Here is a 25,416-nt window from a genome sequence, read left to right on the forward strand (position 1 = left end):
CTGTCCCTCTTTTTTCAGTAAGCTTCTTCTGTAAGCTTCCTTACGCGTTCTGTGCCTGTACTGCTGTCATAGCTACTACGCCAACGATATCATCGGCAAAACAGCCTCTGGACAGATCGTTTACCGGCATGGAAAGACCCTGAAGTACAGGACCGTAAGCGCCTGCCTTGGCAAGTCTCTGTACCAGCTTATAGCCGATGTTTCCAGCCTCAAGAGACGGGAATACAAGGACGTTTGCCTGTCCTGCAACAGAAGATCCCGGAGCCTTGGAAGCGCCGACAGACGGAACGATTGCTGCATCAAGCTGCAGCTCACCATCCAGCTGAATTTCAGGATGCTGCTCATGTGCGATCTTTACAGCCTCTGCAACCTTAGTTACATCATCATGCTTTGCGGATCCCTTGGAGGAGTAGGAAAGCATAGCAACCTTAGGCTCTGCGCCAACGAACTGACGGAAAGAGTTAGCGGAAAGATATGCAATCTCAGCCAGCTTCTCGGAATCGAAGTCTGTATTTACCGCGCAGTCAGCAAAGACAAACAGTCCATTGCCATCAATCTGCTCACCAAACTCACAGTTTGGTACCTCCATAAGGAAGAATCCGGAAACTGAGTGGATGCCCGGCTTGGTCTTGAGCAGCTGCAGAGCCGGACGGATGGTATTACCGGTAGAGTGACATGCGCCGGAAACAGCACCATCTGCATCACCGCACTTGCACATAAGGCATGCATAGTACATATAATCCTTTGTCATCTGCTCCTCGGCCTGCTCCGGGGTAAGACCCTTCTTAGCTCTGAGCTCTACGAACTTATCGATGTACTTCTGTCTGTTAGGATCGGTAAACGGATCAACAAACTTGCAGCCGGTAAGATCAAATCCAGCTCCGTTTTTAGCGATTTCCTCAGGTGTACCGATAATAACCAGATTAGCAATACCCTCTTTTAAAATCGTCTCGGCAGCCTCATAGGTTCTCTTGTCCATAGACTCTGGAAGCACGATGGTCTTCTTGTCTGCCTTAGCTCTTTCCTTGATCTTGTCAATAAATGCCATTGGTGATTCTCCTCTCAAATCATTTCATATTAAATCAGCCGGGGATAAAATCCCCGACAAGCAGCACATTACTCTGTACTACGTGTATACAGTTCACATACCTATTCTGATTATACACTTTTAAAAATCCACCGCAACAAAAAATGCCATTGGAAACAGCCAAAAATTGGCTATATTCCGCATTTTTTTCAATACACACATCATGCGAGCACGAGAAACCTCCGCGTGTATTCATTCTCATCCATCGGATAAATCAGGCGATATAAATCAGCAGCAAACAAATCATGCTCAAATAGCAGCCTGCTTACAGAAGATGCCTGCTCGTAGTCCTCACTTTGATATTTTGCCATGGATGTAATCGGCTTGGCTGCAAGCTGTCCCAGCAGCTCCCTGTAGTCTGCCCGTACTCCAAGTACACGAACCGGTACCGGCTCCTTGCCAAAATACCCGGCAGCCCTCACAGCTTCCGTTTTGCGAATGTCCAGCAGGATATGCAGGAGCGCCCTGCTCACTCTCGAGTAGGTGTAGTTTCTTGTTTTAGCTGCCTGGATCCTCTCTGTAAAGGTAAGATTCTCTCCCACATGCCGTAAGACTGCATTGGCAAGGTTTTCGCTTACATCTAGATAATCCGCAAGGTCATATCCATCATGATATAGCTTCAGCAGCATAAACGACAGCATGTCCGAGAGCTGATTAAGCGATGCATGCCTCTCGTGATGCTCTCCCTGCCCCTCATGGATTCTTTTCCGGATGGCATGAGCGGAGGCAAAGCCTGTATTTCGGACAATAACATCTGCAGGAAACGGATTTCCCTGCCGCTTCAATGCCTTAAGGTACTCTATGCCCAGTACATCATTCGGCTCCAGGATATGCCCGGTTTTCTCCACCTCCGGTGTAAGACGGTTCCGAAGCGTTGCCCGGACTGCCTGCTCTCTTGCCGCCGGATAGCTTCGTCCTTTATGGAGCTCCTCGGAAAGCGTTTTACGAAACTCCGGGTACTCCGACTCATGCACAAGAATCTCGGCAATTTGATCCAGTCTTAAGAGATTACCACTCTCCGAGCCAAAAACAAGCTGGTCCACAAGACCGGTTCTACGCAGCAGGGAAATGCCTGCGGAAGCAAAATTTTCCGCAGACGCTGTCGCAAACATCACCGGAATTTCCAACACCATGTCCACACCGCCCCGGAGTGCCTGTTCCGTACGTTCATATTTGGAAAAAATCGCAGGCTCACCCCGCTCTACAAAATCCCCGGACATCACAGCGAGAACGATACAGTCCCCATATCTCTCACGGATCTTCTGGATCAGATACCGGTGTCCCTCATGAAACGGATTAAACTCAGCTACAATGCCAATGACCTTTTTCCCCTGATACATAATCCTCTGCTCCTATATAAAGTAAGCTGTAAAGTAAGCCTGAGATGTATACGTCCGGTCCTGGCAAAGCTGTATCCATGCTCCTTTAGTTCTTAAAGCTGTGAATCGGAGCCGGGATCCTGCCGCTGCGGTTTACAAATCGGGCGCATCCAAATGTATTTACCTTCATAATCGGCGCATGCCCTAACAGACCGCCAAAATCTACACTGTCTCCGACTTTTTTACCGTAAGCTGGTATCACACGGACCGCTGTCGTCTTCTGGTTCACCATACCAAGCGCCGCTTCATCGGCTATAATGCCGGAAATTGTAGTTGCCGGTGTATCTCCGGGGATTGCAATCATATCCAGACCTACGGAGCAGACACAGGTCATCGCTTCGAGCTTCTCGATCGTCAATGCCCCGGCTTCAACAGCATGAATCATGCCCTGATCCTCGGAAACCGGAATAAACGCACCGGACAGTCCACCTACAGAGCTGCATGCCATGATGCCGCCCTTTTTAACCTGATCATTTAACATGGCAAGAGCCGCTGTCGTTCCCGGTGCGCCTGCCTTTTCCAGCCCCATCGCCTCCAGGATATCGGCAACGGAATCTCCGATTGCCGGTGTCGGCGCAAGGGAAAGATCAATAATGCCAAACGGGATCTTAAGCATACGGGACGCCTCCTTGGCAACCAGCTGTCCGACTCTTGTAATCTTAAATGCCGTCTTTTTGATCGTTTCAGAGAGCTCCTCAAAATTCATATCACCTGCATTTTTAAGAGCATCCCGCATCACTCCGGGACCCGACACGCCGACGTTAAGAATTACATCCGCCTCAGATACGCCGTGAAATGCCCCCGCCATAAATGGATTATCATCCGGAGCATTACAAAATACCACCAGCTTGGAGCAGGCGGAGGAATCGGTGTCCCGTGAAAGATACGCCGCTTCCTTAATAACTTCACCCATCAGCTTCACTGCGTCCATGTTAATGCCTGTTTTGGTGGAACCCAGATTTACAGATGCACAGACAATATCCGTTTCGGACAGAGCCTGCGGCAGCGAACGCATCAGATTCTGATCTGCTGTCGTCATTCCCTTCTGGCAGAGTGCGGAAAATCCTCCGAGAAAATTTACTCCTACCTCTTTTGCTGCCTTGTCCAGAGTATGCGCCACCTTAACAAAGTCCGCTGTTGTATGGCATGCGCTTGCCCCTGCGATGGCGATGGGTGTTACCGAGATCCGTTTGTTGACAATCGGCACCCCGTATTCCCTGGAGATTTGTTCTCCGGTTTTTACAAGATCTCTGGCAAGGGTCGTGATCTTCCGGTAAATGTTATCACAAAAGGTATCTGCATCCCCGGCGGCACAGTCCAAAAGACTGATCCCCATGGTGATCGTACGCACATCCAGATTATTGTGCTCGATCATATTATTGGTTTCCGAAACTTCCTGAATATTTACAAGGTCATTATTATTAGGCATAGCATCCTCCTCCGGCATAGATCAGATCCGGTGCATGGAAGTGAAAATTTCTTCGAGCTGCAGCTTAATCACAAGCCCCATGGAGCTGCCAAGCTCCTCAAGCTCTGTGTTGATCTGATCAACGGAAGCATTGGATTTCTGGATATCCACAATCATCATCATGTTAAAATAGCCTCCGGTAATCGTCTGGGAAATGTCCAGGATATTAATATTTTTACCGGACAGATATGTACAGACCTTAGCGATAATACCCACAGAGTCTTTGCCGACAACAGTAATAATGGCCTTTTTCATACATCATCCTCCACATTAAAATTCCACAATTTCAGATATTCCGTCCCGTTTTGCGACAGTAATGTCAAAATCATCCGCATGAAACTCCGATTCTGAAGCATCAATCTGATGTTTTACTGTCTGAAGCGCCAGCATCGGCAGATTGTTTTCCTTACTGAGATGCCCGAGAAAAACATGCCGGATCCGCTGGTTTAAGGTTTCATCGATCAGGCTCCCGGCATTATCATTGGAGAGATGCCCATGATCCGAGAGGATCCTGCGCTTAAGCGACACCGGATAAGGTCCGGACGCCAGCATTCCAAGATCATGATTGGCTTCCACCAGCATAACATCAAGATCCATAAGATGCTCCTGCACATAAGGTGTGTAATGTCCCATGTCGGTTGCCACTGCCGCTTTTTTGCTTTCATCGTCTGTTTCTATACGATATCCGACCGGATTGGCTGCATCATGGTCTATGGAAAACGCCCGGATTTTGAGATCTCCGACCTTCATCGGATGATCCGGTAGAATTGGATGCAGGAGATCCTTTGGGACTACGCCAAGACTCCGGTTCATGAGAACCTCCTGCAACGTTTCCAGCGTTCCATATACAGGAATCCCATATTTTCTGCTTATCGTTCCAATCGCCTTAATGTGGTCAATATGCTCATGCGTGAGGAAGATTGCATTCACATCCTGTAAGCCAAGCTCCAGGTGATGAAGTCCCTCATTGATTGCCTTCATTGTCACCCCGACATCAATGAGCACATGCGTATCTTCTGTCCCGATATATGTGGAATTACCGCTGGAACCGCTTGCAATGCTCGTAAATCTCATGTACCGTTTCCTCTCTGGTCCCCGAGTTATCAATCACAAACGTCGACAGCTCAAAATACTCTGCATCATCCATCTGCGAATGTATCATATCCTCAGCTTTCCCTCTTGTATAGCCTCTGGACTCCATGAGTCTTTGAATCCGGACCTCTGCTTCTGTATAAATGAACCACACTTCATCGCATTCGTCAATAAAATGCTGATTGGGAAGCGCCGTCTCCACCGTAATATTATGTTCTTTTTTACGTGCTTTAGCGATAAGGCGGTCTACCTCACGAAACACCTCCGGATGCACAATATGATCCACCTTTTTCCGCAATACCCTGTCCCGGTATAAGCGCTCTGCAAATTTCGTAAAATCAAGACTTCCGTCCTCTCGCGCCACATCTGGTCCAAGCAGTGCAAGGATTGCATCATAGACTCTGGTTCCCGGCTGATAAAGAGCTTTGGCAAGATCATCCATCCGGTAAACCTCATACTGAAAATCGTTTTTAAGCACCTCCAGCACAGTGGATTTCCCGGCACCGACACCACCAATCACACCAATCACCATACTAGATTCCTTCCTCCAGTCTCAGCCGTTTGGCATTCCAGTCCTGCTGCTTCATTTCATTCAGCCACTTGAGGCTCTTGGAAATGCCATCCTCATCAAATGTAAATGACCGGGATATCTTACGATCTTCCGGCGTATGGTCATAAGCAAAGGGCTCCGGCCAGACAGTAACCAGGAGATCCGTGCTTTCCTTTGCAGGCGGCTCCGGTTCCGGGTTTTCCGCTGTCGGCTCCGGGATTGCCGCCTCCGTGTCCGGCACACGATAGGTATGCTTCTCCATCCGGTAGCGCATCCCCTCCGAGGAGCCAGTATAGTTTGACATCTTTAAAAAATTAAGATGCATGATGTCTTTGGTATCAATGCGCTTCATCCCAGTCATTTCCTCTCTTGGCATCCGCAAGCAGCCACACCTTAAGCTCTACCGCATTCTGCATGGTATCTACCAGCAGCTTCTCCACTGCGTCTGCTTCCTTTTCCGGAACCTCCAGCAACAGCTCATCATGTACCTGAATGACGATTCTTGCTTTATATCCTCCCTCGGTAAGCGCTCGGTCTACCTCATTCATTGCCTTTTTCATGATATCCGCTGCAGTCCCCTGGATCGGAGAGTTCATCGCTACACGCTCTCCAAACTGCCGGCGCATGAAATTGGAGCTGTTGATATCCGGTACCGGACGGATCCTGCCAAACATGGTACGCACAAATCCATGCTCCCGCGCAGACGCCACCTCATGATCCAGATACTGCTTTACACCCGGGTAGGTTTCAAAATATCTTTCAATATATTCCTTTGCCTCCTTGCGGGAAATGCTCAGACCCTCCGAAAGTCCAAATGCCGAAATACCATAGACAATTCCAAAGTTCACAGCCTTGGCATTACGTCTCAGCTGCGGTGTAACCTCACTGAGCGGCACATGAAATACCTGGGATGCCGTAACCGCATGTATGTCCGAGGCATGCTGGTACGCTGCAATCAGATTTTCATCTCCCGAGAGAGACGCAAGGATCCTGAGCTCAACCTGAGAATAATCCGCGTCGATAAAGATGCATCCGGGCTTCGGCACAAATACCTTGCGGAATCTCCTGCCAAGCTCCGTACGGATCGGGATGTTCTGAAGGTTCGGATTGGTAGAGGAAATCCGGCCGGTTGCCGTAACCATCTGATTAAACTCTCCATGGATCCGTCCGTCCTCGGAAATGAAATTGAGGAGACCTTCTGCATATGTGGAATTAAGCTTGGAAAGTGTCCGGTAGTTTAAAATGTCTCTAACTACCTGATGCTCCTCGGCAAGCTTTTCCAGCACATCTGCAGCCGTTGAGTACCCTGTTTTGGTTTTCTTGCCTCCCGGAAGCTGCATCTTTTCAAAAAGGATTTCCCCAAGCTGCTTTGGAGAGTTAATATTAAAGTTTTCCCCGCACTCGTCATAAATCCTGGCTTCCAGCTCCCGGATTCCCTCCTTAAGCTCCACACCGTAATCGAGAAGCTTCTGGCGGTCTACCAGCACCCCGGCTCTCTGCATATGATACAAGGTATATACAAGCGGCATCTCGATCGTCTGATACAGTGAAAGCTCCTGTAATTCATCCAGCTTCTTCCGTACCGGCTCCGCCGCCTCCAGCGCGACGACCACGGTATATGCCGCTGCCTTGGCAGAATCAGAAAGCTCTTTTTCTGATGGGAGTGTCAGATTCAGGAAGTCTCTTGCCAGATCCTCATAGCTGTAGGTGTCCTTCAATGGATTTACAAGATACGCTGCCAGAGCAAGGTCCCATACCTTGGAGGACGGAGCAAACTCCACTTCATACAGCTGCTCTTTTAAATTGAGTGTATAAAGATCCACATGATCCGAAAGTTTTTTAAGTTCCTCGCGGAAATCAAAGCCGTAAAAATGATAATAGCGGTCATGAGATAACGCAAAATACAAGGACGCATCCCCGCCGGTTCCATTCACAACAAAAGAAGCCCGTCCCTCTCGCTCCGCATCCTTAAAGGCAATTCTCGCAATATAGGGATCGGTCACCTCTTTTACAAGCCCCGGATCCATCGTATGATCCTCCGGGAGTTCTACCTCATCAAAGCGTTTGATCAGAGATTTAAACTCGAGTCTTTTTATGAAAGCCAGTGACTCCGGATTATACATATCCGAAACCCTTGCATCCTCATATGTGAATGCAATCGGTACCTCTGTATGAATGGTTGCAAGCGTTTTGGACATCTCCGCACTGTCCCACTGCTCCACAAGCATTTTAGCGGCTTTGGGTTTTCTGGGAACCTTAAATTCAGGATCCTCCCGGAGCGCTGCTTCATGAGCTGCCTCAATCGTATGATACTTCTGTATGATCCACTCCGCGGACTTTGGTCCCAGGCCTTCAACTCCGGGGATATTGTCGGAAGAATCGCCCATCAGCGCCTTTAAATCAATAAATTCCGTTGGAGTAACGGCCCACTCCTTTTGTACATCCTCAGGGTAATAATTATAAACTGTCGTCACTCCTTTGGAGGTTTTAGGCAGCGCAATCTTGATATGCTTGTCTGCAAGCTGCAGGAGGTCTCTGTCTCCGGAAACAATGGTGACCTCACACTGCCCGGACTGCTCTCTTTTGGCTATCGTACCCAGGATATCATCTGCTTCATATCCCTCCATGGTAAGGATCGGAATATGCATGGTCTTAAGAACCTCCTGGATCAAAGGAACCTGCTCCTTAAGCTCCTCAGGCATAGGCTTGCGGGTACCCTTATAGGCAGCATAAAGCTTGTGCCGGAACGTGGGTGCATGCATGTCAAATGCAACTGCCAGATGATTCGCGTTTTCCTCATCCATCACCTTAAACATGATATTGAGAAACCCATAAACCGCATTTGTATGTAGTCCCTGTGAATTGCTGAGCTCCGGGATCCCGTAAAACGCCCGCGAAAGTATGCTGTGTCCGTCGATTAGTAAAAGCTTGTCCATACTACTTTTGTCCCTGTCTTTCCGTTAGTATCCCAGCAGCCAGACTCTGAGCTGCATAAAAAGGATGATCATCGTTTCCCAAAATACCATGGTATCTACAGCATATCGGCATATACGGACTGCCGCCACCTTCATAAGATGAAACCGCGACTGTTCCAGTGTATGACGAAATTCACTGTCCAGGTCCATGCTGTCCTCATCATTTTCACTGTCCAGTCTGGCAACACCGGAGTATACCATGTGCGTGATCCTGAGCTCTTCCATACAATCCGGACATTCCTCCAGATGTTCCATGAATTTTTTTAAGGTTTCATCGTCCAGGTTATGATTCAGATAATTAAAAATGCACTTCCGTGCTTCCAGACATGTCATATTTCTGCTTGAAAATCCTTCTCCGATATGGTAATTTATATAAGTTCGATGCCGCCATGGCGGAATGGCAGACGCGCCTGACTCAAAATCAGGTGGGGGCAACCTCGTGCCGGTTCAAGTCCGGCTGGCGGCACGCATTTTTAAACAAAGGGAACAGCTTTTGCTGTTCCCTTTTCTTTTGTTGTACTTACTTGTACCTGGCACCTTTTTAAATTGCCTTGCGCTATGGTTTATTTCGTACCAAAAATCCGGTCTCCCGCATCTCCCAGTCCGGGGCAGATATAAGCATTTTCATTAAGGCAGCGATCCACATTGCCGATATAGATCTGGATATCCGGATGCATTGCAGAAAGCTTTTTAATACCCTCCGGTGCAGCAATAATGCAGATAAACTTGATCTTTTTGCCCCCATGTCTCTTGATCTGGCTGATGGCATCCACGGCAGACCCGCCCGTTGCCAGCATCGGATCACAAACAACAATGGTTCTCTCCTCAATCGGACTCGGAAGCTTACAAAAATACTCTACAGGCTCATGTGTACTCTCATCCCGGTACATACCGATGTGTCCGATCTTAGCCGACGGAACCAGTGCGGTAAGCCCGGAAACCATCCCGAGACCAGCTCTCAGGATCGGAACAATGGCGAGCTTTCTACCGGCAAGCATCTTGACTGTTGTGTGCTCAATCGGCGTATCCACCTCCACATCCTTCATCGGAAGATCTGCCAGTGCCACAAAGCCCATCAGCATGGCAATCTCTTCTACCAGCTGGCGGAACTCATTGGTACCCGTATTTTTATCTCTGAGAATGGAAATTTTGTGCGTAATCAGCGGATGATTGAGAATGTGAACATTCTCCCCATAAGTGTTGTCCATAACCGTCCTCCTTTTTTCTTTGGCTGGATCTATTTTATTACAAACTCCCGGAACTTTAAACCTTTTACGAGTCGATTACTGAATTTTCCTCAATCTGCCTTTGGCACAATATCAGCCTTGGCTTTGTAAATCATATGCGCTGATACACACCCTCTTACAGAACTCAGCGGATAAATATTTGTGTCTCTGCCAATGCAGACACCCGGGTTTAAGACGGAGCCGCAGCCTACTTCCACATGGTCTGAAAGCATTGCGCCCACTTTTTTAAGTCCGGTTTCGATATCGCCATCTGACGCATGGATGACAACAAGCTTTTTGTCCGAGCGCACATTGGAGGTAAGAGATGCCGCACCCATATGAGACTTATAGCCGAGGATGGAATCTCCGACATAGTTATAGTGCGGTGTCTGCACGGAATCAAAAAGTATGACATTTTTAAGCTCACAGGAATTGCCCACAACGCAGTTTTTTCCTACGATAATGTTTCCTCTGAGAAACGCACAGTGTCTTACCTCCGTCTCCGCACCGATGATAATCCACTCGGAAAGAAATGCCGAGTCAAAAATTTTAGCTGTTTTATGAACCCATACATGAGGCTTTACCTCCCGATATTCCTCCGGATCCAGCGTAGGTCCATAAGATGCAATAAAGTCATGGATCTTGGGAAGCGCCTCCCATGGATACGTAATTCCCTCAAATACCGCTCTCGCTTCCGTGAAGTTCAGATCATACATCTTTTGGATCGTAAGTTCTTCTTTAGTCATAGTTTTCCTCTTTTATTTAAAGATATTTGTATATTTTACAGCCGTATACATATTTTACAAATCCGGACCTGTCACATAATTATGCCTCATAATATCTCATAATCTGGTGTTTTTTATTGCATTGGTTTTGGTCCGGACAAAATGCTCAAGCTTATCCATATATTCCTGCTCCGTGATTGTTCCATCAGCTACATAGCTTAATCCCTTTTCCCACGATGCCGTGAGCTCGGGATTTAGCAACTGCCTGACAGAAGCCTTCACCACCTGTGTTACCAGCTCTCCGAGTTTTGTTGGTGTCAGGACCTGTGTCTTTTTATTTAGCGCTATATAACCGATTTTTTCAAGCTTCGTCAGAATGCCTGCCCGGGTCGCTGAAGTTCCGATCCCCGCGCCTTTGATCTGCGCTCTCAGATCATCATCCTCAATCAGATTACCGGCATTTTCCATCGCAAGGATCATCGTACCGGAGGTATACCGTTTTGGCGGTGCGGTTTCACCTTCCTTCATCTCCATGGTCACGAGCTTAAGCTTCTGTCCCTTCTTAAGCCGGAGCAAGGTCTCGGAAAAATCCGCCTCCGGTTTTTCATCCGAATTGCCATCCTGCCCCTCACCTGCATCTCCATCGGAAGCTTTATCCGGAGTTCCTGCGTTTTCCGCCTGTCTCCGCACCTCTGCAACCGTAAGATACCCCGGCTCCTTCAGGACTTTGGAGTTTGTCACAAAGCTTTCTCCATCCGAGACAATACTAACATTCATTTTCTGATAAACCGCCGGCGGATAAAAAATGGATAGAAATCTACGGACGATCAGTTGATATACCTTCTGCGTAAGCGGTTTCAGATTCTGATACTCCCTCATGCCCTGTCCGGTCGGGATAATGGCATAGTGGTCTGTGATCTTTTTATCATCGGTATATCTTGATGAACCTATGCTCTTTACCGAAGCAAATGTAAGTACTTCCCCCGCATAGTTTGCAAGCGGTGCAAAATTTCTAAGTCCACTGATATTTTTCTGAATCTCCTTGGCGACTGCAGAGGATAGTACACGCGCATCGGTTCTTGGATACGTCGTCAGCTTTTTTTCATATAATTCCTGCGCAATGGCGAGCGTCTCATCCGGATTTATTTTAAACATACGGGAGCAGTCATTCTGAAGCTCGGCAAGATTATAGAGCAGCGGCGGGTTTTTACTTTCCTTTTTCCGCTCTATGCTTTCCACTACAGCTTCCCTCGGAAACGGCTGAAAGGACTTCATAAATTCCACAGCCTTTTCCTGCTTTAAAAATCCATTATTTTTGTATAGATCCGTGGGCGCATATTTCGTTGAAGAATCCGAGCTTCTGAACTCCGCGCGGAAGCTTCCGTGCTTTATATCGGTATCCGCCTCTCCGGGAGCAAACATACCATTGATCTTGTAAAAATTTGTTTTCTGGAAGGAACGGATTTCCTCTTCCCTGCGGACAATCATCCCAAGCACACAGGTCATGACTCTGCCGACAGAAATCACGGTGTTTTTGTCTCTGCCCAGGTGTCTTGAAAGCGTTTTACCATACTTTAATGTGAGAGCCCTTGAGAAATTGATGCCCATAAGGTAATCCTCCTTGGCTCTGGAAAACGCTGCCGCGGACAGATTATCATACTCTGTATCCGGCTTTGCCTCCCGTATCCCCCGGAGGATCTCCTCCCGGGTCTGAGAGTCAATCCATACCCGCTTTTTCTCCTTACCACTCACCTTTGCCATCATGTCTACAAGGCGGTAAATGTATTCCCCCTCCCGTCCCGAGTCTGTGCAGATATAAATCGTAGAAACGTCCTCACGATGCAGAAGTCCGGATACGATGTCAAACTGCTTCTTGACCGAGTCAATGATCTCATAGCGGAACACCTCTGGGATAAACGGCAGAGAATCAAATCTCCACCTCCGGAGGCTCTCATCATACTTATCAGGATAGGACATCGTAACGAGGTGTCCCACACACCAGGTGACAATGTAGCGATCCGTCTCGATATAACCATCCCGACGACTGCGAGACGGATCAATATCCAGTGCCTGGGCAAACTGCTGCGCCACAGAGGGCTTCTCGGAAATAAATAAATCTTTACTCAAAACAGAAACTTACTCCACAGAAAACTGATAAACGGTTACAGTATCATAAACATCTCCGGATTTTATAAGAGATGTCGGAAACTCCGGGTGATTGATCGCATCCGGATAATGCTGTGTTTCAAAGCAGTAGGACGTTCTCGGTCCATAATGCACGCCATTTTTACATGCCGGCTCTCCCGGACGGTCATTGTGCATACCATTGGCAGTATAAAACTGCAGCCCCTCCCGGTCTGTCATAACCTGCATTTTGATACCGGACTGCTCTGCATATGCAGATGCAGCAAGACGCAACTGTCCGTCAAAAGCATTGATACAGAAGTTCTGATCAAAACCACCTGCATGATTCAGCTCGTCAAAATCCGCATTAATATCCTGAGAAATTCTCTTTGGCTTCCGGAAATCAAGCGGTGTTCCTTCAACCGTACGGAGCTCTCCTGTCGGGATGGAATGCGCATCCGTCACTGTAAACTGATCTGCATTGATCCATACAATCTGATCTGTTGCGTCTCCGCTGTCATGCCCGTTTAAATTAAAATATGCATGATTGGTGAGATTAAAGACGGTGTCCTGGTCTGCCTTAGCCTCATAATGGATCCGAAGTGCAGTATCCTCCGTAAGCGTATACGTGACGCTGATCTCGGCATTTCCCGGAAAACCCTGATCACCATCCGGCGAATGCAGGCGGAAACAAACATAGCTTCCCTCCGCGTCTGTACCGGTTTCTGCCTCCCATAAACGGTTTCTGTAAAAATCCGGTCCGGAATGCAGATTATTGATTCCATCGCTGTTTTTGCCGAGCTCATACTTCCTGCCGTTGATCTGGAACACCGCTCCACCGATCCGATTGGCATTGCGTCCGACCGGTTCTCCCATATGACCCGGGTTTACCAGTAAGGTTTCAACCGTATCAGCACCGCACAGAACATCTCTCATCGCTCCACTTCTATCCGGTACAAGCATCGTGAGCCAAATGCCACCGAGGTCTGTAAAGGATGCCTCTGCATGCGATGAATTGCTTAAGCTGTACCTGTTCACATCCCGTCCATCCGGAAGCCTGCCGATTTTGGTTTTTGTAACTGCCATGGAAAATTTCCTCCTGTTTTTTATATTTTTTTTATATCTTTTTCGTTTTAGCCTTCTTCATCATCAATTCATCATCGTTAATTGATCATTCATCCTGTCTGCAAGATCCATCCAGTCCGGAAAAATTTCCTGAGCTTATCTGGTTTCGCAGAAAAAAATACGGGAATTCGTCTTTATAAACGCATTCCCGATCTTTTTTATAGTATTATATTACTTTTTTGTGATATATCCAAGCTTAACCAGCATTTCTGCAGATTCTACGCCGCCGCCTGCTGCCCCACGCAGGGTGTTGTGGCTGAGACCTACAAATTTCCAGTCATAAATTGTATCTTCACGTAAACGTCCGATTGAGATGCCCATTCCTCTTTCAAAGTTTACATCAAGCTTTACCTGCGGTCGGTTGTCATCCTCCAGATACTGGATGAACTGCTTTGGCGCAGATGGCAATTCGTACTGCTGCGGAAGTCCCTTATAATTTACAAGTCTGTCAATCAGTTCCTCCTTGGATGGATTTTTACGGAACTTGACAAATACCGTTGCCGTATGGCCATTCAGGATCGGAACACGGATACACTGGCTGGAAATCACAGGAACTTCTGCCGGTACAATCTCAGATCCCTCAATATGTCCCCAGATACGCAGCGGCTCTTTTTCAGATTTCTCCTCCTCACCGCCGATATATGGAATAATATTTCCGACCATCTCCGGCCAGGACTCAAAATTCTTTCCGGCACCGGAAATTGCCTGATAGGTAGATACGATAACTTCATATGGTTCAAATTCCATCCACGCCGAAAGTGCCGGTGTATAGGACTGTATAGAACAGTTCGGTTTTACAGCAATAAAGCCACGGGTGGTGCCAAGACGCTGTCTCTGTGCCTCGATGATCTTATAGTGTTCCGGATTAATTTCCGGAATTACCATCGGTACATCCGGTGTCCAGCGGTGTGCTGAATTGTTGGATACGACCGGAGTTTCCGTCTTTGCGTAGGCTTCCTCGATGGCGCGGATCTCATCCTTTTTCATGTCAACTGCAGAGAATACAAAGTCTACATCTTTGGCAACTTCCTCTACCTTGCTGACATCCTTTACTACCATCTTTTTTACGACTTCCGGCATTGGGATATCCAGCTTCCATCGTCCGTTCACCGCTTCCTCATATGTAAGTCCTGCAGAACGAGGGGATGCTGCAAGTGTAGTCAGTTCAAACCATGGATGATTTTCAAGCAGAGTAATGAATCTTTGTCCAACCATACCTGTTGCACCAAGCACAGCAACCTTCAACTTCTCCATATTTGTATCTCCTTTTTTATCGCCTGTTTTATAAATACTGTATAAGCATATTTAATCACTATTTATAGTACTAAATATGGCAAATAGCAACAAGCGATTTTTCATATAAGCCATAAACTGCATACATCAATGCTTCGTACCCCTGGTGGCTCTTCCCGCCATCCGAAGACGGTTCAGCTGCAGCGTCTTATCACTTACCTTCACTTCCACAGGTTCAGCACCGAGAAGATAGAACTGCTCCAGCTCATCCTCCTTACCGAGACGGATGCCTGCAACACCTCGTGCATTCTTTTTCTGGAGAGGGATCTCCTCCAGAGAGCATTTCAGGAAATATCCATCCCTGCTTCGGAAAACAATATCCGTTTCATCATTAAGAACCGCAATCTGACAAACCCGGTCTCCCTCTCCGAGCTTTGTTGCGGAAACCAGCCGGTTTGCCGTGTCAAATTCTGAGGTCTCAACCTTCTTAACCATGCCGGAGCGGGTCGCAAAAATCAGCGTCTTATCAACGAGCTCTGATTTCACGGATGCGAATATGATTTCCTCCTCGCTCGCACTATATTTACTGATATTGTCTACCGGCACGCCTTTATCCCGGAGCTTGCCAAGCGGCACATCCTGAAGCTTGATCTGATGCATGTTACCCTTATCCGTAAAGAACAGCACCCGGTCCGTATTCATAGCCGGGAAAATAAAGCGGTTCTCCGTATCCACTGCTTCCTGGTTTCTAAGATACGTAGCTTCATCCATCAGCTTACAATATCCGAATTTGTCCTGGATATAATAAACCTTCATCTCCTGCACCTGCGTCTCGTCATAGACCGCCTCTTTGCCGTCCTCAATCAACGTACGTCTTGGTACCGCATATTTTGTACGGATCATCATAAGATCCTCGGACAGCACTTCATTAGCCTTGGATCGGGACGCAAGGATCGACTTGTACTCCTTGATCCGTTTTAAAGTTTCTCTGTGCTGCTTCTGTAGTTCAATGAGTTCGAGACCGATCAGCTTGCTGAGACGCATATCCAGGATTGCCTGTGCCTGACGCTCCGTAAAGTGGAAGCCCTCAATGGTTTCTCTGTACTCCTGATCTCTTGCCCGGAGCGTGATGCCCTTCATATTTCCGCTCATAAGTGCAGCTTTGGCTTCTGCCTGAGATTTACTGCTGCGTAAGAGCGCAATGATGGCATCAATCAGATCCACCGCCTCGATGAGACCTTCCTGCACCTCTTTTTTGGAAAGCTCCTGTTCCAAAAGATTATTATACTTATGGTCAATAATTTCATACTGGAACTTGAGATACGCCTTAAGGATCCCCCTAAGCGTCATGGTTTCCGGACGACCCTCATTGATTGCAAGCATATTAACGCCAAAGGTGTCCTCAAGCTTTGTCTTTTTATAAAGCACGTTCTCGATGCGCTCAATATCCGCACCGGTCTTGAGCTCCAGCACGATCCGGATGCCGTCTTTACCGGACTGGTTGGAAATATCCACGATCTCCGGCAGCTTCTTGTCCTCTACCAGCTGCGCGACATCCTGCATAAACTTCATGATGCCCTGCCCGATCATCGTATACGGGATCTCCGTCACGACAAGCTTATCACGGTCGGACCGTCCTTTTTTAGGCTCAAAGCGAAGCTTCCCCCGGAGCTTTAACTTGCCTGTGCCGGTCCGGTAGATATCCACAAGCTCTGACTTGTTGGCAATGATTCCTCCCGTCGGGAAATCCGGTCCCTTGAGATACTGCATCATCTCTGCCGTCTCCATCGCCGGATTACGCAGATATGCCAGGATCAGATCGATAATTTCGCCCAGATTATGAGGCGGTGTAGAGGTTGCCATGCCAACAGCAATACCCTCAGAGCCATTGAGTAGAAAATTGGGAACTCTCGCCGGAAGCACCACAGGCTCCTTCAGCTTCTCATCATAGTTTGGCTGAAATGGCACTGTACTGTTAAGGTCCTGCAGCATACAGTCCTCGGTAAACTTTTCCAGCTTGGCTTCCGTATATCTGGGTGCAGCTGCAGAATCACCCTCGATCGATCCGAAATTTCCCTGTCCATGAACCAGCGGCTGCATCCGTTTAAAGCCCTGCGCCATTACAACCAGAGTATCATAAATAGAGGAATCTCCATGCGGATGATATTTACCCATGGTATCACCGCAGATTCTTGCGGATTTATATGTCGGACGATCTGAGTTGGCATGAAGCTCATTCATGTCATACAGCACTCGCCTTTGAACCGGCTTCAGTCCATCTCTGATATCCGGTACGGCACGGGCGGTAATGACACTCATGGAGTAATCCAGATAGCTTTTCTGCATCTCCTCAGAAAATTCTGTTGTAAGTATTTTTTCAGCCATGCAATTTTCTCCTAATTCTGCATCCGGACAGGTTCCATATTTCCGATCCGCATGTATCACGCATCGATTTCAGCCTCATTGGCATGATCATAAATAAAGGTACGTCTCGGACCGACATCTGATCCCATGAGCATCCCTGTAACCTCGGAGGCAAGCCTTGCGTCCTCGATCTCCACCCGTTTTAATACGCGATTTTCCGGGTTAAGGGTTGTTTCCCAGAGTTCCTCCGGATCCATCTCTCCAAGACCCTTAAACCGCTTCAAGGTAAAGGTGCCCTCTTTATGTTTTTTCCGGTATTTCTCCAGTGCCTTATCATCATAAAGATATTCCGGTTCTTCCTTTTTGCTGTTTGGTACCGCAAGATACAGCGGCGGCATGGAAACATAGACATGTCCTTCCCGGATAAGATCCGGCATAAAACGGTAGAGGAAGGTAAGCAGCAGCGTATCAATATGTGAGCCATCCACATCAGCATCCGTCATGAGGATGATTTTATTGTACCTGAGCTTACTGATGTCAAAATCATTGCCATAGCCCTCGGAAAAGCCACAGCCGAAGGTATTGATCATGGTTTTGATCTCTGCATTGGCAAGCACCTTATCAATCGTAGCCTTCTCGACATTAAGGATTTTACCTCTTAATGGAAGTATCGCCTGCGTATGCCGGTCCCGGCAGGTCTTGGCAGAGCCGCCTGCAGAATCTCCCTCAACAATAAATATTTCGCACTCATCCGGATTTTTGGAGATACAGTTGGCAAGCTTTCCGTTGGAGTCAAAGGAGTACTTTGACTTGGAAAGCATATTGGTCTTGGCCTTTTCCTCCTGCTTCCGGATTTTGGCTGACTTCTCCGCACAGCCGATGATCGTCCGGATTACCTCGACATTACGGTCAAAATAATGCTCAAGCTCGTCTCCTACTACATTGGCAACATACTTTGATGCATCCTGAGATGCAAGCTTGGTCTTGGTCTGACCTTCAAAAATAGGCTCCGGATATTTTACGGCAACAACTGCCGTCATACCATTCCTTGTATCCGCACCGGTAAAATTAGCATCCTTATCCTTAAGGATCCCAAGCTGTCTTGCATAACTGTTAACCAGCTGAGTAAACTTACCCTTAAATCCGACAATATGGGTGCCACCCTCCTGCGTAAAAATATCATTACAGAAGCCCAGGATGTTTTCCTCAAAGGAATCCGTAAACTGAATACAACACTCCACTTCGGTATTACCGGAAGTCCCTTTAAAATAAATTTCCGGAGTTACCGTCTCGGAATCCTTATTTAATTCACGTACAAAAGCAGAAATACCATCCGGCTCATGATACTGAATGATCTCAGGTGTTTCCCCCCGCCGATCCTCATAGTGGATGATCAGATCCGGATTAAGATATGCAGTTTCATGAAGCCTTGACTTAAGCCAGTCCTCCTTGAAGCGCGTTTTTTCAAAAATCTCACCATCCGGGATAAACGTAGTCTCCGTACCGGTTTCTTTGGTTTTGCCGATGACCGGGAGCAGACCCTTGACTAGCTCTTTTGTCGGGATGCCGCGTGCATACTCATCCTCATAGATTTTGCCATCCTGATATACCCGGACTCTCATATATGACGAGAGCGCATTGACGACGGAGGAACCGACTCCATGCAGTCCGCCGGAGGTTTTATAAGATTTATTATCAAATTTTCCACCCGCATGCAGTGTTGTCATAACAACCCGCTCTGCAGAGACGCCTTTTTTATGCATCCCTACCGGGATCCCGCGTCCATTATCCCGAACCGTGCAGGAGCCATCCGGACCAAGCGTCACCCAGATTTCCGAGCAGTATCCGGCAAGATGTTCATCCACGGAATTATCCACGATCTCGTAAATCAAATGGTTGAGTCCCTTGGTACTGATGGAACCTATATACATACCCGGACGTCTGCGTACGGCTTCCAGTCCCTCCAGTACGGTAATACTGTCTGCATTATATTTTGGCTCTGCCATTCTATCCTCCAGTTTCATGTATAAAGTCAAATGTTAAACATTCGCAATCATTACTTTTACGCTTCCGTTCCGTAAAGAAGCAGGATCTTTTTACTGAAATTCTGCTAAAATCTGTAAAAGAATTTTATTGATCCCGTCACAAAGCTCATAAACTATAGCACGAAAGTTAAGCCTGAATCAAGTCCCGGCAAAAATATATTAGCATACATTTGTTCTGTTATACAAGTTCTTGTGGTATGTAAAATTCTTTTTATTTTTTTAAATTATAGAAAATTATATTCACTTTTTTAAAAACGTGCTATACTGAAGTTAATAAAAATCTTGCAAAGTAACTGAGGAGGACAGATGTATGGATGCGATTGCTTATACCAAAATTCAAACCGCTGGCGTAAGAGCTCCGCTCAAGGTGCGGAAAGGTCATTTTGCGACAAACCATTGCCACACCAATTATTATTTGGATCTCACCACTCTTAAATCAAGAGTCAGCGAAGCACATGAAATTGCGCAGACACTCAGCACCATGTATCTGTATGGCACAATCATAGATACGATTCTCTGTGCGGAAGGAACCGAAGTGATTGGAGCTTATCTTGCGGAGGAGCTCAGCAAGGCCGGCTTCCTTAATACCAATGCACATAAGACCCTTTATGTCATTCAGCCCGAGTATAACTCCAACTCGCAGATTATCTTCCGGGACAATCTGAAACCTATGATTCAGGGCAAAAATGTACTGATCCTGGAGGGCTCGATTTCCACCGGTAAATCCGTAAACAAGATCATGGAGGCTGTAAATTACTATGGAGGTACAATATCCGGCATATCGGCATTGTTCTCTGCGATTGATCACATCAACGGTATCCCGGTGCTTGCCGTATTTGGCAGGAAGGATCTGCCGGATTACAGCTATGCGGATTATCATGACTGCCCGTTGTGTAAAAAAGGCATCAAGCTGGATGCACTAGTAAATGCCTTTGGCATATCTGCCATTTAAATTTAAGTGTATTCTTCACTCTCTGCGAAGCATGGCCTCCTTCTGTTAACTACTTGCTCCGCAGAATCTCTTTCAGAAGAGGGCGTGCGAAAATGGAAAATCATTTTCGCACGCCCTCTTCTTTTATTTATCTACTGATGTCAATATCAGCTGAATGCCTATGAATGAAATCAACTTTCCAGATATGAAGCAAAGTATGTATCTGGAATCAGATGTCCAATGCGGCATGGTAGCCCCAGTAAACCGCATTGGTAATGGTGGATACTCTCGCTGCGTCTCCGATCACGCGTACAAAAGGAGCGGTATCCATCAGCGCTTCCACAACATCGGTTCTGGACCTCTGTCCAAGCGCACAGATCACCGTATCTCCAGGAACCAGCACCTGCTTTCCTTCCCTGGTCTCACAAAGGATACCCTCCTTTGTGACTTTCAGTCCCTTATAACCAGTGTGGACCGTGCAGTATTTATGGATCTCTGCCATAAGCAGTGGACGATGACGGACATTGGCATCCGGAGCAAGCATGTCACGCATCTCTACAATTTCAACATGCTTTCCCTCCTGACCGAGATGTACCGCACACTCACAACCCGCAAGACCACCGCCGAAAACAACGACATGATCCGTGCAGCGATCCTTGTCCTTATAATAGTTATTCACTATAATCACATTGCTTCCATCCTCACCATGCAGTCCCGGAATCGGAGGCACCAGCGGTGTGGATCCCGCTGCGATGATCAGAGCATCCGGAGCTTCCTGCTCCACATAATCCGGCGTCACCTCAACTCCCAGACGGATCTCAACGCCGGCTCTCTCGCAAAGCAGACGATATGTACCGGAGAGCTGATACATCTCGTATTTAAACGGAAGCGCCTGCTCCGACTTGAGGATTCCACCGACTTCTTTTTCCTTCTCACAAAGGATAACCTGATGACCACGTCTGGCTGCAGTATAGGCTGCGTACAGTCCGCCGGGGCCACCGCCAACCACCAGAACCTTTTTCTTAACCGGTGCCGGCCGGACTTCATCTCCCTCCATTTCTCTTCCGATCAGTGGATTGACCGTACATCGTCTTGTCGATGTCGCTGCCCGCTCTGCCATACAGGTAAAGCAGCGGAGACACCGCACAATCTCATCGTCTCTCCCCTCATTGATCTTTCTCGGAAGGAACGGATCCGCGAGCAAAGCACGGCCCATATACACAATATCCGCTTTTCCGGAAGCAATGATCTCCTCCATCTGCGCCGGGTCATTGAGTCCGCCGATGGTTGCTACCGGCTTATGCACATGCTTTCGGATCTCTGCCGCAAGAAATACATTTCTGCCATGGTCCTCAAACATAGAAGGATGCGTAATGCCAAAGGTTTTCTGATACGTACCTGCGGACACGTGAATGATGTCTACGTAAGGCTCGATCGCCTGTGCAATGCGGACGCCTTCCTCAAGGTCATATCCTCCTTCCGTAAACTCCGCTCCACTCATACGAAACTCAATCGGAAAAAACGGACCAACCGCATCCCTTACAGCTTGGAGTACCTCGATTGCAAAGCGGGTACGATTCTCAAGTGGTCCGCCATATTCATCGGTTCTATGGTTAAAAAGCGGAGACAGAAACTGATTTATAAGCCAGCCATGACCGCCATGGATCATAAGCATCTCAAAGCCTGCTCGTTTTGCAAGTCCGGCTACATGTCCGTAGGCTGCCACGATTTCCTCGATCATCTCCTTTGTAAGCGCCTTTACCGGCACACCGTCTGCACGCACCGTTTCCGAGGGTCCCCACTGATGAAGCTCATGCTGTCTTTTCTTATCCGTCATATAGGTCCCTGCAAACATACCGGAGTGGGAGAGCTCAAGACTCGGAATACCGCCGTGTCTGCGGATCGCGTCTGCTGTATAGGTAGCACAGGCAAGAGAATTGAGAATCGACTCATCCAGATGATACGCATGAGATCCGTCTGTTGCAGGATGTACCATGCATTCGCTGACGGTAACGGCTGCCGCTCCACCCTTGGAACGAAGCTCGTAAAAAGCTGTGGACTTCGGTCTGATGCAGCCGTCATTTGTGATATCTGTTCCACCCATAGGAGCAGAAAACATACGGTTTCTGAATATTGTTTTACCGATGGTAATCGGCTTGCAAAGGTTAGGATATTTACGACTTCTCATGACACACTCCTGTAAATTTCTGCATATCATCAATATATTTGTTAACAAATTAACCATGTATATCTTACACGGCTTTCCCGATCCGCGCTATCAACAAGCCGAAAGTGCGTAGAAACTATTTTTTTGCACCTCGACGTTATTTTTACAGAGATTTACAGAAAATCCGTGGGTAAAAAGGTATAATATAAGCTACAAGCTTCAACAATGCAATTCATGGATACGCTGAAATCAAATAAAACGAATAAGACAAAATAAAAGCTGTCGAAGGATAGAACTTTACAGGAGGAATTTTCGGATTATGGACACCAAGACGCTGCGCTATTTCTGCGCCTGCTATGAAACAAAAAGCTTAAACAAGGCATCCGAACGTTTTTATATCACCCCGCAGGGCATGGGGAAAAACCTGAACAAACTGGAAAACGAGCTTGGCGTCACGCTATTTCAACGGTCTCAGGCAGGACTTGAACCTACGAGAAGCGGAGACTATCTATATAAACACAGTAAGGAAATGCTTTACCGACTGCAGGATCTGGAGATGGAAATGAAACGCATGGATTTTTCCCGCCACTCCCGACGGGTAGGGTTTGCCTGCGGCGTCATAAGAGCTCTGCAGGCAGTCCCTGCCCTAAGGTCGCTTAGCCAGGAGCTGATCGGCTCTGAAGCCGTGGAATGGACGGAAGACTTTAATCAGAACATCCGGGATCTTTTGCTGGGCGGAAAGATTGACACCGCCTATGTGGTAGATCATTTCCGCTCTCCGATGGTCCATGAAGAAAAAATTTTTGAAAGAAAGCTATGTGCCGTAGTTTATAAAGGACATCCCTTGTATCAAAGGGATGTCCTGTCCTTTGATGACCTGCGAGAGGAAAAGCTGATCACACTCAATGAAAAATTCAGCATTTTTCACTCGGTGGTCACAAAATGTCAGGAACTCGGCTTTGTGCCGCAGATTCCCATCCGGATCATGGAAAATTCCTTAATCTATACATTTGTACGTGAACAAAGCGGAATCGGAATCGATGTGGATCTGCATCGTTCTGATTTCCCTCAGGCAGACATCCGATGCATCGAAATCGTGGATTCCATCCCCTGGGCAATTTATGCCGCGACACCAAAATATCCGGGATCCTGATACATTGTCAGAAATCCCGGTACAGAATCTCAGTTTAAGGTTTCAAGAGCCAAAATAAATATACGACAGAAAATATGCAGCCTACAAAGCACATGGAGATCCGCCGATTCCAAGGCTCCTGTATGCATTTCAAATCGATGCGGTAAAGCGGTCGAATGCTTCCTGCCCTTCCTTTGTCCGCTTATAAACGCCTGCATCCTCCAGCACCTGGCAGAAGACCTTACCGATTTCCTCACGAAGGATGCCGTCGATGTTATCCTCAGTAAAGCTCACACCGTTACGCTGATACTCCTTGGTAAATTCCGAAACCCAGTCGGCATGCTTTGCTGTTTCCGGATGTTCCCGGAGATCTCCGCCGGATAAAATCAGCTTTTTAAGCTCCGCCATCTCATCCTTTAAGCGGCTTGGCAGCACAGCAAGTCCCATGACCTCAATCAGCCCGATATTTTCTTTTTTGATGTGATGCAGCTTTGCATGCGGATGGAAGACTCCCAAAGGGTGCTCCTCCGTCGTGATATTATTGCGAAGTACAAGGTCCAGCTCAAAAAGCTCTCCCCTCTTACGGGCAATCGGCGTAATGGTATTATGTCTTACGCCATCCGTCTCGGCATAAATAAACGCGTCGGCATCGGTATATGCTCTCCAGTGGGTAAGGATCCGGTCCGCAAGCATACTAATTCGTTCCGTATCCCTGCCGGAAAGACGGATCACGGACATCGGCCACTTCACGATGCCTGCATTCACATCCTCAAAGCCCGGCACAGTAAAGCTTCTCTCGACCGGTGCCTTTGCCATGGCAAACTCATAGTGCCCGCCCTGGAAATGCTCGTGCGCAAGGATTGAGCCTCCGACAATCGGCAGATCCGCATTGGATCCTACAAAATAATGCGGGAACTGCGCTACAAAATCAAACAGTTTCCGGAACGCATCCGCGTCAATTTTCATCGGCGTGTGCCTGGCATTGAGCACAATGCAATGCTCATTATAGTATACATACGGCGAATACTGCAGGCACCACTCTGCTCCCTGGATCAAAAGCGGGATAATGCGGTGGTTCTCTCTTGCAGGATAATCCACACGTCCGGCGTAGCCCTCACATTCACGGCAAAGCTGGCACTTGGGGTAGCCTGTCTGCTTTGCCTTGCCGGCAGCCGCGATCGCCTTGGGATCCTTCTCCGGCTTACTCAGATTGATGGTAATGTCAAGTGCACCATAAGGAGTCTCCGTCTTCCATTTCAGATCCTTCTTTACCCGGTACCGGCGGATATAATCCGTATCCTGGCTGAAAGTATAGTACCAGTCTGTTGCCTCCCTGGGACTCTCGTCATAGAGCGCGTCAAATCTTGCCTGAACCTCCGACGGTCTCGGTGTCAATGCACCCATAAGCCTTGTATCAAAAAGATCCCGGTAAACCGTCGTGTTATCCGGAAGCAGTCCATGCTCTGCCGCATAATCGTCAAGCGTTTTAAGCACATGGGCAAGATAATTTCCGCTTTCAATGGTGCCAAGAGGACTTCCGATACCATCCTCTGCAGCTTCTGTATCATCAAAGGCGATCTGAGATGCCTCCGTAAGCACATCCTCCCGTGTAAAGCTGAGCTCACTCACTCCAAGCTGTGCGATCAGTGTATTAAGTGCCCAGACGATATCGCTCTCCTCGATCAGTCCGGTCTTAACTCCATAGGCAGCAAGATCTTTTACCGCTTCCTGCAGATCCATTGTCATGTCCTCCCTTAATCCTTAGCCATTACCCTTTATCATCTTCCAGCCAG

At 47.6% G+C, this 25,416-nt stretch carries 20 protein-coding genes and 1 tRNA gene; 3 read left to right on the plus strand and 18 right to left on the minus strand.

Annotated elements, in window-relative coordinates; genetic code table 11:
• Window positions 1–40: 40 nt before the first annotated feature.
• From pta to ACTNEN_RS01800, 9 genes are all read right to left on the minus strand, one after another.
• Entirely contained in the window at window positions 41–1,048 is a 1,008-nt protein-coding gene (gene pta / locus ACTNEN_RS01760; protein WP_441204339.1) for a phosphate acetyltransferase, read from the minus strand.
• Between the two features lie 200 nt (window positions 1,049–1,248).
• Window positions 1,249–2,427 carry a tRNA(Met) cytidine acetate ligase gene (locus ACTNEN_RS01765; RefSeq protein ID WP_441204340.1) on the minus strand — a complete coding sequence of 393 codons (1,179 nt, stop codon included), beginning with the start codon at window positions 2,425–2,427 and terminating at the stop codon, window positions 1,249–1,251.
• Window positions 2,428–2,512: 85 nt separating this feature from the next.
• A complete protein-coding gene (locus ACTNEN_RS01770) occupies window positions 2,513–3,895 on the minus strand; it encodes a PFL family protein (protein WP_441204341.1) in 1,383 nt (460 codons plus the stop codon).
• 21 nt (window positions 3,896–3,916) lie between these two features.
• Window positions 3,917–4,189: an ACT domain-containing protein gene (locus tag ACTNEN_RS01775; RefSeq protein WP_441204342.1), complete on the minus strand. Its 273-nt coding sequence runs from the start codon at window positions 4,187–4,189 to the stop codon at window positions 3,917–3,919.
• 15 nt (window positions 4,190–4,204) lie between these two features.
• Window positions 4,205–5,008: an MBL fold metallo-hydrolase gene (locus ACTNEN_RS01780; RefSeq protein ID WP_441204343.1), complete on the minus strand. Its 804-nt coding sequence runs from the start codon at window positions 5,006–5,008 to the stop codon at window positions 4,205–4,207.
• Window positions 4,971–5,558 (minus strand): dephospho-CoA kinase, encoded by a 588-nt coding sequence (coaE, locus tag ACTNEN_RS01785; protein WP_441204344.1) that lies wholly within the window; start codon window positions 5,556–5,558, stop codon window positions 4,971–4,973. The genes ACTNEN_RS01780 and coaE overlap by 38 nt, the downstream gene beginning before the upstream one ends.
• A gap of 1 nt (window position 5,559) precedes the next feature.
• Window positions 5,560–5,928 carry a hypothetical protein gene (locus ACTNEN_RS01790; RefSeq protein ID WP_441204345.1) on the minus strand — a complete coding sequence of 123 codons (369 nt, stop codon included), beginning with the start codon at window positions 5,926–5,928 and terminating at the stop codon, window positions 5,560–5,562.
• A complete protein-coding gene (gene polA, locus ACTNEN_RS01795) occupies window positions 5,915–8,512 on the minus strand; it encodes a DNA polymerase I (RefSeq protein ID WP_441204346.1) in 2,598 nt (865 codons plus the stop codon). The genes ACTNEN_RS01790 and polA overlap by 14 nt, the downstream gene beginning before the upstream one ends.
• A gap of 24 nt (window positions 8,513–8,536) precedes the next feature.
• Window positions 8,537–8,884 carry an anti-sigma factor family protein gene (locus tag ACTNEN_RS01800; RefSeq protein WP_441204347.1) on the minus strand — a complete coding sequence of 116 codons (348 nt, stop codon included), beginning with the start codon at window positions 8,882–8,884 and terminating at the stop codon, window positions 8,537–8,539.
• 50 nt (window positions 8,885–8,934) lie between these two features.
• Between ACTNEN_RS01800 and ACTNEN_RS01805 the strand changes: the two genes are divergently transcribed.
• Window positions 8,935–9,017, plus strand: a tRNA-Leu gene (locus tag ACTNEN_RS01805).
• 97 nt (window positions 9,018–9,114) lie between these two features.
• Here the strand turns inward: ACTNEN_RS01805 and upp are convergent.
• The 7 genes from upp to ACTNEN_RS01840 all read right to left on the minus strand — a co-directional run bounded on the left by upp (window position 9,115) and on the right by ACTNEN_RS01840 (window position 19,354).
• Window positions 9,115–9,759 carry a uracil phosphoribosyltransferase gene (upp, locus tag ACTNEN_RS01810; RefSeq protein WP_441204348.1) on the minus strand — a complete coding sequence of 215 codons (645 nt, stop codon included), beginning with the start codon at window positions 9,757–9,759 and terminating at the stop codon, window positions 9,115–9,117.
• A gap of 89 nt (window positions 9,760–9,848) precedes the next feature.
• The gene (locus ACTNEN_RS01815) at window positions 9,849–10,523 is read right to left on the minus strand and encodes a UDP-N-acetylglucosamine pyrophosphorylase (RefSeq protein ID WP_441204349.1); all 675 of its coding nucleotides are present in this window, start codon (window positions 10,521–10,523) and stop codon (window positions 9,849–9,851) included.
• Window positions 10,524–10,619: 96 nt separating this feature from the next.
• Complete coding sequence (locus ACTNEN_RS01820; RefSeq protein WP_441204350.1) at window positions 10,620–12,629, minus strand: DNA topoisomerase; 2,010 nt, start codon at window positions 12,627–12,629, stop codon at window positions 10,620–10,622.
• A gap of 9 nt (window positions 12,630–12,638) precedes the next feature.
• The gene (locus tag ACTNEN_RS01825; protein WP_441204351.1) at window positions 12,639–13,712 is read right to left on the minus strand and encodes an aldose epimerase family protein; all 1,074 of its coding nucleotides are present in this window, start codon (window positions 13,710–13,712) and stop codon (window positions 12,639–12,641) included.
• Window positions 13,713–13,922: 210 nt separating this feature from the next.
• Complete coding sequence (gene asd / locus ACTNEN_RS01830; RefSeq protein ID WP_441204352.1) at window positions 13,923–15,005, minus strand: aspartate-semialdehyde dehydrogenase; 1,083 nt, start codon at window positions 15,003–15,005, stop codon at window positions 13,923–13,925.
• A 126-nt stretch (window positions 15,006–15,131) separates the two neighbouring features.
• Window positions 15,132–17,369 carry a DNA gyrase/topoisomerase IV subunit A gene (locus tag ACTNEN_RS01835; RefSeq protein ID WP_441204353.1) on the minus strand — a complete coding sequence of 746 codons (2,238 nt, stop codon included), beginning with the start codon at window positions 17,367–17,369 and terminating at the stop codon, window positions 15,132–15,134.
• Window positions 17,370–17,425: 56 nt separating this feature from the next.
• Complete coding sequence (locus tag ACTNEN_RS01840) at window positions 17,426–19,354, minus strand: DNA gyrase/topoisomerase IV subunit B (RefSeq protein WP_441204354.1); 1,929 nt, start codon at window positions 19,352–19,354, stop codon at window positions 17,426–17,428.
• A 349-nt stretch (window positions 19,355–19,703) separates the two neighbouring features.
• Here ACTNEN_RS01840 and ACTNEN_RS01845 point away from each other — a divergent pair, with 349 nt between their 5' ends.
• Window positions 19,704–20,345: an orotate phosphoribosyltransferase gene (locus tag ACTNEN_RS01845; protein ID WP_441204355.1), complete on the plus strand. Its 642-nt coding sequence runs from the start codon at window positions 19,704–19,706 to the stop codon at window positions 20,343–20,345.
• Between the two features lie 208 nt (window positions 20,346–20,553).
• On the opposite strand, the gene ACTNEN_RS01850 is transcribed toward ACTNEN_RS01845, so the two are convergent.
• The gene (locus ACTNEN_RS01850; protein WP_441204356.1) at window positions 20,554–22,512 is read right to left on the minus strand and encodes an oxidoreductase; all 1,959 of its coding nucleotides are present in this window, start codon (window positions 22,510–22,512) and stop codon (window positions 20,554–20,556) included.
• Between the two features lie 298 nt (window positions 22,513–22,810).
• Between ACTNEN_RS01850 and ACTNEN_RS01855 the strand changes: the two genes are divergently transcribed.
• Window positions 22,811–23,644 carry a LysR family transcriptional regulator gene (locus tag ACTNEN_RS01855; RefSeq protein ID WP_441204357.1) on the plus strand — a complete coding sequence of 278 codons (834 nt, stop codon included), beginning with the start codon at window positions 22,811–22,813 and terminating at the stop codon, window positions 23,642–23,644.
• 129 nt (window positions 23,645–23,773) lie between these two features.
• Here the strand turns inward: ACTNEN_RS01855 and ACTNEN_RS01860 are convergent, their stop codons facing one another.
• On the minus strand, window positions 23,774–25,369 hold the full coding sequence (locus ACTNEN_RS01860; RefSeq protein ID WP_441204358.1) for a UDP-glucose--hexose-1-phosphate uridylyltransferase: 1,596 nt from the start codon (window positions 25,367–25,369) through the stop codon (window positions 23,774–23,776).
• Window positions 25,370–25,416 lie beyond the last annotated feature (47 nt).

Source organism: Oribacterium sp. HCP28S3_H8 (assembly GCF_052064775.1).
Lineage (GTDB): Bacteria > Bacillota > Clostridia > Lachnospirales > Lachnospiraceae > Oribacterium.